The sequence below is a fragment of the Lacticaseibacillus pantheris DSM 15945 = JCM 12539 = NBRC 106106 genome (assembly GCF_001591865.1).
In the GTDB taxonomy this organism is placed as follows: Bacteria; Bacillota; Bacilli; order Lactobacillales; family Lactobacillaceae; genus Lacticaseibacillus; species Lacticaseibacillus pantheris.
Genome location: NZ_BCVS01000078.1, coordinates 1 through 11,997 on the forward strand (window position 1 = coordinate 1; position 11,997 = coordinate 11,997).

General features: G+C 55.4%; 6 protein-coding genes. All 6 read left to right on the top strand.

The features are described 5' to 3' along the window. Window positions 1–329, top strand: a 329-nt coding sequence (locus tag LPA02S_RS11730) for a hypothetical protein (RefSeq protein WP_169798387.1), incomplete at its 5' end; no start/stop codon positions are given. Beyond that, window positions 319–1,200, top strand: coding sequence for a helix-turn-helix domain-containing protein (locus tag LPA02S_RS08435; protein WP_054651818.1), 882 nt, complete (start codon window positions 319–321; stop codon window positions 1,198–1,200). The genes LPA02S_RS11730 and LPA02S_RS08435, both read left to right, overlap by 11 nt. 361 nt (window positions 1,201–1,561) lie before the next feature. After that, window positions 1,562–2,677: an exonuclease SbcCD subunit D gene (locus LPA02S_RS08440; RefSeq protein WP_056956198.1), complete on the top strand. Its 1,116-nt coding sequence runs from the start codon at window positions 1,562–1,564 to the stop codon at window positions 2,675–2,677. 53 nt (window positions 2,678–2,730) lie between these two features. Then, entirely contained in the window at window positions 2,731–5,877 is a 3,147-nt protein-coding gene (locus LPA02S_RS08445) for an AAA family ATPase (protein WP_056956197.1), read from the top strand. Window positions 5,878–6,069: 192 nt separating this feature from the next. Continuing rightward, window positions 6,070–6,222 (top strand): hypothetical protein, encoded by a 153-nt coding sequence (locus LPA02S_RS11700; protein WP_156302197.1) that lies wholly within the window; start codon window positions 6,070–6,072, stop codon window positions 6,220–6,222. Window positions 6,223–7,062: 840 nt separating this feature from the next. After that, on the top strand, window positions 7,063–11,997 hold a 4,935-nt coding region (locus LPA02S_RS08450), incomplete at its 3' end, for a mucin-binding protein (protein WP_156471007.1).

Below are 11,997 nucleotides of genomic sequence, written 5' to 3' on the forward strand. Positions count from 1 at the left end.
ATTGTTGGCTCGTCCAGTCGGGAGAAATTACGTTAGCCAAGCGGTTGACGGAAAAAGTGCAGCAGGGCGTAATTCCCGCCAACGCATCGTTGGTGGAGTACCGTCGTGAGTTTATTGCGCGCTGTTTAGCCTACCGGATTGAGCCCAGTACGGCCCGGGCAGAATCAATTACCGGCTTGATCAGCTTTCTACGGACCATTGGCTCGGTGTCGTTGGCGCAAAGTTACCGTGACACCGCGCAGCGGCTTTGTGGTACCGACCTGTACGCGCAAGTGCCACAGCCAGGACCCGCAACAGATGCTGTTGGGGAGGTAGCCGATGCCAATTAATAAACGTTTTCGAGAGCTACGTGAAGAACAAGGCTGGAGCGTCGAGGATTTGTCCGACGGCATCGCAACGGCGCGGTCGGTACATAACTTCGAGGCCGGTGAGCGTGACCTCGCCATTAGCAAAGTACAGGCTATGTTGGCGCGGATGGGCGTCACCCTGCGCACCTTTGCTGTGGCCGCCGGCAAACCGGATGAGGAGCTGGGGCACTGGCAACGACTCGGGACTAAGGCGGAGTCACCGGTGCGGATGAAGCACCAATTCGAGCAACTTGCCGTACGCTACCGGGAGCACCCAACTGACGTTAACTTTTACCAGATGATGGTCATGGCGGGCGACTATTATTACGCCGCCCACCGGAATTTGGTGTCTGACGCAGAAATTGAACACTTATCGGCTTTGCTTGTGGCCAGCGGGTCGTGGGATGAAACCCAACTGGAGGTCCTGCACGCCGTCATGGTGATGCTGCCGTCGCCCAAAGTGCTGGTGTTGACACGCGAAGTTTTACAGGCAGCCATCACTATGCGCGGATGGAACCAGATGGGCTACGTTTCGGCGTGGACGGTGATCACCCGTGGATTACGGGTGCTGGTTGCCCGGCGCTCTAACTACGCCCAACCGTTAATGAAGGAAATCGACGCAGCGGGGATGGATGAGCACCTGATTGAAAGCCGGTTTGGTATCCTACTGCTGAAGCGCCTGGGCATACTACAGGATGAAGATACGGATGAGCACCGCCAAGCTGTCTTTGCGATGTATAACATGTTGCCGGTGCTGCAAAGCCGTCATATGGTGGTCTACTTTGAAGAAACCCTGATGGATACGGTGGGGATGACCCCCGGACAGCTGCAGGAACCCGTTCCCCAAGATTAACGCGGATCAATCAAGCAAAAAGAGACCCGGTTATAATTAGCGGCTTCGGTAAAACAATGAACATCGACGCTGGCTGTCTTCTGACCGATTGGGGTCGTGGCGACAAGCCGGCCTACAAACGTGGACCACAATGCAGGTCCCTGTGCATAACGAAATACGGCCGGTATTCCTCAGTGTGGGAATACCGGCCGTATTTCGTTAGTGCTCGGGAGCTAACCGCATTGTGGTCCACGTTCTTATTTGTTCCCAGATAATTAGTCGTAAGTCATAAATGGGGGTCCCGCTGGCCGCAACTTGGCGGTAGAATAGTACTACGAACGTATGTACTGTTACTAGCCATCATCGAGGGGGAGTCAAAACCATGCGTATTTTACATACAGCCGATTGGCACATTGGTCGCACGCTGTCCGGATTCGATTTATTGCCCACCCAGCAGGCATCCTTTGCCGCGCTACGGCAGGTTGCCCATGACCAAAACGTGGATGCCATTATTATCGCCGGAGACCTGTACGATCGGGGGCTAGCGGCAGAAAACGCGGTCAACGCCGTGAACGGAATGATGCGGACGCTGAACCGTGACGACGGTTTCCCGCTGCTGGTCATTAGCGGCAACCACGACTCGGCCCCACGCCTGGCGACGGGGAGCGAGTGGTATAGCAGCACCGGCTTTTACCTGCATACCCGGTTAGAAGAAGCGTTTACGCCGGTCACCATTGGCGATACACAATTCTTCTTGCTACCATACTTTGAGCCGGCGATGGCGCGTAATTACTTTGATGACGACCAGTTGACTAATATCGGTACGGCAATGGTGCCGGTGATTGCCAAAATGGTGGCAGCCTTTGCGCCGGATAAGAAGCACGTGCTGGTCGCCCACTTCTTTGCTGCGGGTAGCACCCACACGGGCTCGGAAACGCCGGTGAATGTTGGTGGACTGGACGCTGTGCCGCTTGACGTGTTGGAGCCGTTTGACTACGTGGCTTTGGGGCACCTGCACAACCGGCACGCGGTGAATGCGGATAAGATTCAGTACGCTGGATCGCTCGTGAAGTTTGACGTGAGCGAGACCGAGCAGCGCAAAGGGGTGTACGTACTCGACACCGAAACGATGCAGCGACAGTTCGTGGAAATCCCACAGAGTCCGGACTTTATCAACGTGCAGGGAAGCTTTGAACACGTAATGGACCCGGATTTTTACCACACGATTGATACGGACAGTTTTGCGCAGGTTACCCTGACGGATACCGAGATTATTCCTGACTTGATGAGCCAACTACGGACGGTGTATCAACGGTGTACCGGGGTGGACCGGACGCACGGCGTTGCCACGTTGGTGACCGAGAAGCCGGTGGATCGCCACCTGGACCCGATGGACTTGCTGGGGCAATTTTATGACGATACCAACGGCGTAACGATGACCGACGAGCAACGTCAGTGGGCGGCGGATGCGCTAGCACATGTGGAAGGTCAAGAATAACCACTGAACCACCGTGATTAACACTATGCGTAATCATGCCCAGGAGGTAGTCTATGCAATTTGAACTGTTAGAAATGCAAAACTTTGGTCCATACGCCGACGCACGGGTTGATTTTACCGACTTTGCGGACACCCCATTATTCCTGATCAGTGGGGATACCGGCGCGGGTAAGACGACGATTTTTGACGCGTTAGTCTTTGCACTGTACGGAACCGAGAAGAAGAATCAGACCGGTAACGGACGCCTGGCTACGGCGATGCGGTCAGAGTTTGCCGCGGCTAGTGCCGATACGGTTGTGCACTTGCGGTTCCGCAACGATGACATCGAGTATGACGTTACGCGCTCAATGTACGTGTCCCGCAGCGGTGAGCTGAAGGTGCGTAATCCGGAGTTGTTGATCCATCAGCCCGACCATCCCGATGAGGTGCTGGGCAAGGCGCGGGACGTACTCGACGCCATTGTGGACATCATGCACCTGAATCGCCAGCAGTTTCGCCAGATTATCCTGCTGCCACAGGGCGAGTTCCGCAAGTTTCTCGACGCGGACAGCAACGAACGCGAGGCGCTGTTACGCAGCCTCTTTGGTACGCAGATGTACCAAGACTGGGGTGAACGGTTGCGGCAGCAGCAACGTCAGCTGCAGGCAAAGGTGGGGACGACGGACCACCAACTGCAGGAGGCCATGCGGGCGTTTGAGTGGACCGATGCTGAGGACGAGGCCGCGAGCGCCGCGGCTGATGAACAGTCGCCGCTACCCGACCGGCTGACCGCGGCGGCAACTACCATTGCGGCCGACGATCAAGTGGTGGCGCAATTAGCAACGGTGGCCAGCAGCGCCGCGAGCGCCGCAACCAGTGCTGCCACCGCGTTAGAGCAGGCACGCACGTTAGCCGCGGCGTTTAAGCGGCGGCGTGAGGCTGCAGCCACGCAGGAGACTTTGGCAGCGCAAAGTAGCGCGGCAGCTACACGGCAGGCACGCATCACGGCTTTGGCTTGGGCACAGGAACACGCGGGGACGTACAACGACCGCCAGTCCGCACTGGTGGCGGCGAGTGCGGCAGACACGCAGCTGACGCAGATTACGGCGGCGGTATCTGGGGCGACAACGGCGCAAAGTAGCGCGGCGGCAGCAGCCAACTCGCTCGCTGCGCAGTCAGAGAGTGTGGCGGACCAGCGCGAGCGCGTGGCGGTCCTGTCGTCGGCAGCCCAGCGGTTGCGGACGGTAGCGACCTACTCCGACGCGGCCAGTAGTGCGGCGGCCGCGGCTGATGCGCAAAGTAACGCGGCCAACGTTGCCACGGCGGCGCTACGGGCGACGGATGATGCGTTGGCAACCGTCAACCAGCAGTTGGTGCAACTGGCGGTGGATGAACTCCGGGAACGGGCCACGCAGCAGCAGCTCGCTTTGGGGGGGATGCAACGTGCCAACGAGGTATACACCGCAGCTTTGGCCGACCAGGCGGCATTAGAGTCGGCCGCGGCGGACAACGACCTGGCGGTGCAAGCCGCACGCACGGAAACAGCCACTCTGGGGCGGCGGGTGGACGAGACCCGATTGGCCTACTACCAGGATCAGGCGGCGATGTTGGCCGCAAAGCTAGGTGTGGGCGAGCCCTGCCCGGTGTGCGGGAGCACGGAGCACCCGCAGTTGGCGACCGCGACAGCGACGGTCGACGTGGCCGAGCTGGACGCAATGCAGGAACAGTTACGGGGGCTAGAGGCCCATCAAGCGGCGGTCGAAGCGGATGGCAGGCAGTTGGCGACCCGGTTGCAGCAATCCGAGGAGCACCGCAACCAGGCCGAGCAGCAACTAGTAACGGCGGTGAACGGGGCACAGGTCTTTGATTTACCTAAAGTTGCTGACGGCACCGCCGCACAGTCCGCAGTGCAAAGCGCCGTCCAGATGACGCAACGGACTAGCGAGCAGCTGACTGCCGAACAGCGTCAGGAGCGGCAGTTATCCGCCCGGGTGACGGTCCTCACGACCCAACGTGAGCAACAAGCCGCTGCGGTCACCCAGGCTACCCGGGTGGCGGCTGACGCCGAGACGGCGCGACAGGTGGCTCAGGCGAACTGGCAGCAAGCCGTAGCCGAGTTGCCGGATGGCGTGGGGGACATCGACGCAGTGACGCGTGAGCAGCGGCAGTTAACCGCGGCCGTGGCTGAGTACGACCGGGCCGTGACGGCAGCTACGAGTGCAGCGAACGCGGCGGCAGCGACGCTCAACCAGCGTCAGGGCGAGTTGACCAGTCAGCGGAGCGTTGCCAGCAGTGCCACCGCAACTTTGGGCCAAACGACCGAGCAACTGTCCGCGCTGGTGCGTGAACACTATGGGCAGGACGCGTCCTCCGAAATGATGGCAGCGGACTTGGCTGCGGTGGCGCAATTACCGCGGTTACGGGCTGAGGAGCAGCAGTACCGGGAGCAGGTTGCGCGCGTGGCGGGGATGCTGGCGGACGCCGAGACGGCGATTGGTGACCGCACGGAGCCGGATGTCGCCACAATCGAAGCGACGACTGCTACCGAGACGCAGCGGGCTGAAGCGGCCCGGACGGAGCACCACGACGCCCAGAGCCGGTTGGAGCGTAACCAGCGGCGGTTGGCAGACATTCGCCAGCGTCTGGAGGCGCAGGGGGCCGAGCGTAAGCGTCTCAACGAGTTGAGTACGTTGGTCGCGGCTTTTACCGGCAATAACCCAGCTAAGATGGGGTTGGAGCGGTATGTTTTACGCGCCTACTTTACGCGGGTGTTGGAGCAGGGTACGCTCCGACTACAGGAGTTAACGCGGGGTCGGTACGCTTTCCGGTTGAGTGACGACCAGGGGGGGACCGGGAACCACACGGGCCTGGAGATTGACGTGTATGATGATCAGGTTGGGGGGACCCGGTCGGTTCAGACTCTGTCAGGCGGTGAGAGTTTCATCGCGGCTTTGTCATTGGCTTTGGCGTTAGGCGAGGTAATTCAGGAGGAAAGTGGCGGCATTGCCATCGATGCTTTGTTTGTGGATGAGGGCTTTGGCTCGCTGGATCACGACAGTCTGACGATGGCGCTGGAGGCGCTGGAATCCATTGAGGGCCACCGGACGGTTGGTATTATCAGCCACGTGGAGCAGTTGCAGGATTCGGTGGCCGACCAGTTACGAGTAACGGCTGACGGGACGGGCCACAGCAGCATCAAAGTGGTGCACAAGAATCGGTAGGCTCGTTTATATTGGCAATCGTTGCTGGTGTTTGCTAATAAAAGAGTTATAATGAGGGAGTACTAACCAAACATCATAACTGTGGTCGCCCGAATGGAGCGACGTTCCGACCGACAATCCGGCTCGCAGCTACGATTCTAATGGGGTGTATTGGGGGCGACCCGGATACGCGCTATGCGAAAAGAGGCGAGAATGATGGCAGGAAAGCTCAGTAAAGAACAGCGTAAGGCGTTGATTCAGAAGGCAGAAGAGGACCGTTCAAAACATCCTCAGAAGCAATCTGGTCAGTCAGGTTTCGCGGCAATCGACGCGGAGGCCGAGAAGTTGGAAAATGCAAACAAGTAGTATGTAGGATGAAGCGAACCAGGTGTTGCCATATGGGGTGGCACGGGTTCGTTTTTTTAGTTGGAGTGGGTGCTTTGCATCGTACTCTGACTTAACTATAGGCGGCTGTGTAAAGCACCGCCGGGAGACTGTGGTGCTTAGTGGTTTAATCGCGGTCAGAATGAGTAAGGGATAACCTAATCGGGTTTGTAGTTGTATGAGCAGTTGATCAGTAGTCACCGACAAGTAACTTTTTCTCTACAGAGGAAATAAAAGGCTTAATTGCTATTTTCAGACCGCTCCGCAAAGCGGTCTGTGGAGCGCAAATTTCCACATTGCCTAATAATTAAAAAATAGGATTTAATTTTTCTAATGGTCAGCTAACGGTTCCTTGCAAATAAAACGATTCGTTTTTTAATGTTTAACGCCTTTAATGCTATTGTCGTACAAGTTCGTTGTGATTGTGCAAAACAGTACGAGCAAATTTGGGTTAATTAAGCTTCTGAATTGTCGCGCGATAAATAACTGTCAAATTATGGTGTAATCATCAACTTGGTTTTTAAGCGGGAAGTATCAGACGTTCATGAAAAGAACTAAGCGCGTTAAGCCAACAAAAACCGACAATTGTCTATCCTTGAGTAACTATGGTGTCATGACAGCAAGCAACGAATTGCTCAAATGAAAGTTGGCGGTTAATGGACTAGTGAAGTGGTTGCACAAACACCTTTATAAAACTTAATGTAATGTTACGCAACTTCATACAATTTGGTTGTTTACGTTGGCTGTAGGGTGTAATGTATTGGTGTGTAAGTAAGGGCCTCATCGTGATTTAATTAATGATTTTACGGGAGATGAGTATTGATGAAATTCAGGCGCACAAAGGGTTCACCAACTCCAGAAATTAAGGAGCGTGTGAAGATGTGGAAAGCTGGCAAGAAGTGGGTGTATGGCACCCTGTTCTTCTTGGGCATGACCACAGCAATGGGTACGCGCAGCAATACGGTCGCCGCTGCAGAGGAATCCAATGATACAACTACAGATACTAATGCCGATAGTAGTGCTAGTACCGTGACGCAGGGCAGTACGTATGCTTTGCATAATCAGGGTAGTAGTACTAGTTCGGTTTCTGACCAGACTGGTTCTTCCGCTAACAGCGGTGCGGATAGCAGCGCTGTTAGCGCGGATGCAACAAGTGCCGCTGATGACACGGTAAAGACAGATATAACCGGGGAAAACGCTGGCAGTGCCGCCAAAACGAGTAGTGCTGCCAGCTCCAGTGCTACGCAAAGTAGTGCCGCGAACCCTGATAACAGTGCTAGTGTTGCCAGAAAGGCTAGCTCGGCGGCCGCGGTTGGTAGCACGGCCAGTTCTGTGAGTGTAAGCCAGGCAAGCGCGGGCAGTAGCGCTTCCAGCACTTATAGCAGTGATTCAACCAGTAGTGTGGTTAGTGCGGCTTCAAGCGTGGTTACGTCCAGTGCGGCCTCGGAACAGCAAGACGTGAACGTCACGCAGTCGACACCAACAGACAGCGGGCAAACCAGCAAACTGACTCCCGATATCGGCTACAAGAGTATGCTGTCGGTTGCCGAAGTAGACGCGCTCAATGATACTGCGGACGATCCAACCACTGATAGTACAACGGGGACAGACCCGACGACTACGGACACGGCTTTGCCCGATGGGTTTAGCGTGAGCGACCCGGATTATCCTACCGGCGTGTACCACTACGCTGAGGATTCCGATTGGTACACTTTTGCCGAAATGGATACGTCGGCGGGCAAAGTTAGCTTTGCGATTGACCGCGCGACGCAAACCAAGGTGCAGATTGGCTTAGTGAGCGGTAGTGGGGACAACCTGACCATCGGCAGCACGCAGGAATTAACGAGTGGCCAAAAGGTGACTAATTTTGGCGGCTTTGCGTACATCTTTGACGATGGCGATTCCATGTACGTTGTGGGGAGTTTAACGTATATTTTCGACGTTATGCAGTACCCTAAAGGCGAAAAGACCTCGCAATACAGTGGCTTTGCCTTCTTTACCCCATTACAGCAGAGCCAGACCACAAATTATGTTGACCAAAATGGCAACGAAATTGCTGGTTCGGTGACGATGACCGGTTTGACCGGGCAAAAGTACGACACACAACCGTCCTCCGAAATCACTGGCTATGAGCCGACTGATTCTGGGAACACTTCAGGTACGATGTCGCCCTGGATGACTAACGGACAGACGCGTACCCAGACGGTTTATAACAGTGATGGGACTAAGCGCGGTACGATTACCTACACGGTAGTTGACGTTAATGCGGGGACCATTAGTTTTAATGCAACTCCCGCGAATAAAAACACTGCGTCAACTTCCGGAACGTTAACTTACGATGTTGATACCAAGACGGCCGGCGACCCAGGGAAAGCTTTCTCTGGCTACAATGTACCGAACCCCTACCTGCCGCAAACCACGAATATTACCTACACGTACAACGCTTCCGCCGTCAACTTAACGATTAAGTACGTGGATTCGTTTGGCAACACCATCAAGACAGACGATACGGTTTCCGCCAAATTTAATGAAGTTCAGGCCATTTCGTATCCACCAATTGATCATTACACGGTCAATGGTGACTACGCTGTGGATGCGACTAACAATCCGAAAACGTTCACGCCGACAACACTGGACGCTGACGCTAACACCATTACCCTCCACTACATCGGGGATCCAGCCACCCTGACGGTTGAGCACGTTGATCAAGATGGCAACGCCATTGGTACGGACACGACGCTCAACGGTAAGTACGGCCAGACACTGAACGTTGACGGTAGCGATGATAGTAGCTTTACCATTACTGGCTACGCAGGTCCCAACGCTACAGAAACGACGTTAACGGATGGGGACAATACCAATGTCCTGACTTTGACGTACACCAAGATTGGCGCGTACCACATCACGACGCCAACGGGTGTTACTTTGCCGACCGGAGTTCAGGCGACGACGACGTACACCATGACGGATAACAGCCCAGTCGCAGTGGCGACACCGACGGGCTACTACATTCCGTACCTGTTGGGTTACGCTCCCACGGCCAAAGACGCGCAGACGGGTACCGACATTGCGCTGACGCAGGTCGACCCGGACGACATCACCAAGGGCTACGTTGCCCCTGACGTGTCCGTGCTCGGAAACGACGACATCAACATTACGTACGGTGAGCAAGACGCACAGTACACGGTGCAGTACGTAAGTGCCAAGGATCAATCGGTCATTGCGACCGGTACCGCTTTGACCGGCCAGGTGGGGAGCAATCAGTCCGTCACTTTGGACATACCGGCCGGGTACATTTTGGGCTACAACCAGACCGATAGTCGGGTGAACTACGACAACACGTTAAGCCCGCTTTACGAAGCTGACGGCAAGACAATGAAAGTCGACGCCAATGGTCAGCCGATTGTGGCTCTGGCGGTCGTCGTGCCGGAGGGCGGCACCACGTACACGGTGGTCATTGATCCACTGACTTTGGTCGACGCCCCAACGAGCATAAAGTCACCGTATTACACGCGCACCCACCGGACGTTTACGCTCACAAGTACGGCCACAGTGCCGGCGAATGCACCAGAGGGAACTGATTTGACGGTGGACAACGGTCAGCAAAACGTTGAGTACACACGCGATTACTGGGTGGACACGTACGGTGGCAAGGGTGCGGCAGACACACCGCTGTACTATACCAGTTGGAATGCCCCGGATAAAACCACGCTCGATGCGCTCACCGTGCCAACAATTGATGGCTTTACGGCCACAATTACGTTGACCGAAAACCGTACGGGTCAGGGCGCAGAGTCCGGCAAGGATACGAATACCTATGCTGATGGCGACGCGCTGAACGCGGCGTTACAGGAAAACGTTGCGCAGTTTGTAGCCAATTCCGCTAATTCGGAAAGTTATGCGGAAGAAAGCGGCGTGACGGTCTATACGGACACGGTTACCGTCACCTACGTGGCTGAAGCCCAGACAGTTGTCGTTCAGCTGGTGGATATGACCAACCCAGACACGCCGACCGCGGTACTTGATGCTAACGGGAATCCCGTCGGTAATCTGACTTTCACGGGTACTAGTGGTGCCACTGTTGATTACGCCAGCCAGTCGCTGGCGGATAAGTTGTACCAGGCCGGTTATGTGCTGACTAACGACGGTACGCTGCAAGTCACCACGTATGACTATAACGATGCTGGCAACCAGACCGCGTTTTTGCAGTACACGAAGAACAACCAGTACACGGTAACGCCGCCAAACGGACAACCCGCTACAACAACGTACACGACGGATCCAGGTGACCCGACCAAAGCTACAGGGACGGTGCCTGGGGTGCCAGGCTATACAGCGCAGCCCGTGGGTGGTACTTTGGCCAAACAGCCGGATGGCAGCTATATTTTGACGCCAACGGATCCGACGCAACCGGCGACGGTGACGTACACGGCCGATAACCAGACGGTGACGGTGGAGTTCGTTGCTGCTAGCGATGGGACGACTGATGTCAAGCCGTCAGTAACCATTACGGGTGCTAGCGATAGTAACATTGACTACACCAAAGATTCCGGTGGCAAGACAATTAACTACGTGGTTGATGGTTATACGCTGACGACTGATGGTCGTGATGCAACCACGAAGTTTGATGATGACGACGCGGCTGGTCAGACCGTGACTTTGAAGTACACGGCCAATGGCGACTACACGGTGACACCACCGAATGGCAAGCCAGGGACGCCGACGCAGTACACGACGGATCCTGGTGACCCGACGAAGGTGACGGGGACCGTACCAAACGTGCCAGGTTACACGCCAGAAGTAACTGGTGGTAGCTATAAACCAGTTGACCCGAATGATGAAACCAAGGGCTATACGTTAGTGCCAGATGACCCAGCGCAGCCGGCGACGGTGACGTATACGGCCAACGAACAGACGGTGACGGTGAAGTTCGTTGATGCAAGTGACGGGACGACTGATGTAAAACAATCAGTAACTATTACAGGTGATAGTGATAGCACCATTGACTACACCAAAGATAGCGATGGTAAGACCATTAATTACGTTGTCGACGGTTATACGTTGACGACCGATGGCCGTTCGACCACTACGAAGTTCGATGATGACGACACGACAAACCAGACCGTGACCTTGAAGTACACGGCCAATGGCGACTACACGATAACACCACCGAACGGCAAAGCAGGGACACCGGTGCAGTACACGACGGATCCCGGTGACCCAAAGAAGGTAACGGGAACAGTACCGAATGTGCCTGGTTACACACCAACATCGGACAATGGCACACTTACTAAGCAACCGGATGGTAGTTGGGTACTAATACCGACGGACCCAACACGACCGGCGAAGATTACGTATGCGGCTAATGAGCAGACGGTGACGGTGAAGTTCGTTGATGCCAGTGATGGGACGACTGATGTCAAGCCGTCAGTAACCATTACGGGTGCTAGTGATAGCGATATTGACTATACCAAGGACAGCGATGGCAAGACCATTAACTACGTGGTTGATGGGTATACACTGACGACTGATGGTCGCGCGGGTACTACGAAGTTTGATGATGATGATACGGCTAACCAAACGGTCACCTTGAAATACACCGCGAATGGCGACTACACGGTGACACCGCCAGATGGCCAGCCAGGAACACCAGTGCAGTATACGACCGATCCCGGTGATCCGACGAAGGTGACGGGGACCGTACCAAATGTGCTCGGTTACACGCCAACGTCAAATAACGGGACGATTACGAAGCAA

Coding starts and splice junctions, on each gene's coding strand:
- LPA02S_RS11700 (WP_156302197.1), top strand. CDS start 6,070: ATGATGGCAGGAAAGCTCAGTAAAGAACAGCGTAAGGCGTTGATTCAG.
- LPA02S_RS08440 (WP_056956198.1), top strand. CDS start 1,562: ATGCGTATTTTACATACAGCCGATTGGCACATTGGTCGCACGCTGTCC.
- LPA02S_RS08435 (WP_054651818.1), top strand. CDS start 319: ATGCCAATTAATAAACGTTTTCGAGAGCTACGTGAAGAACAAGGCTGG.
- LPA02S_RS08445 (WP_056956197.1), top strand. CDS start 2,731: ATGCAATTTGAACTGTTAGAAATGCAAAACTTTGGTCCATACGCCGAC.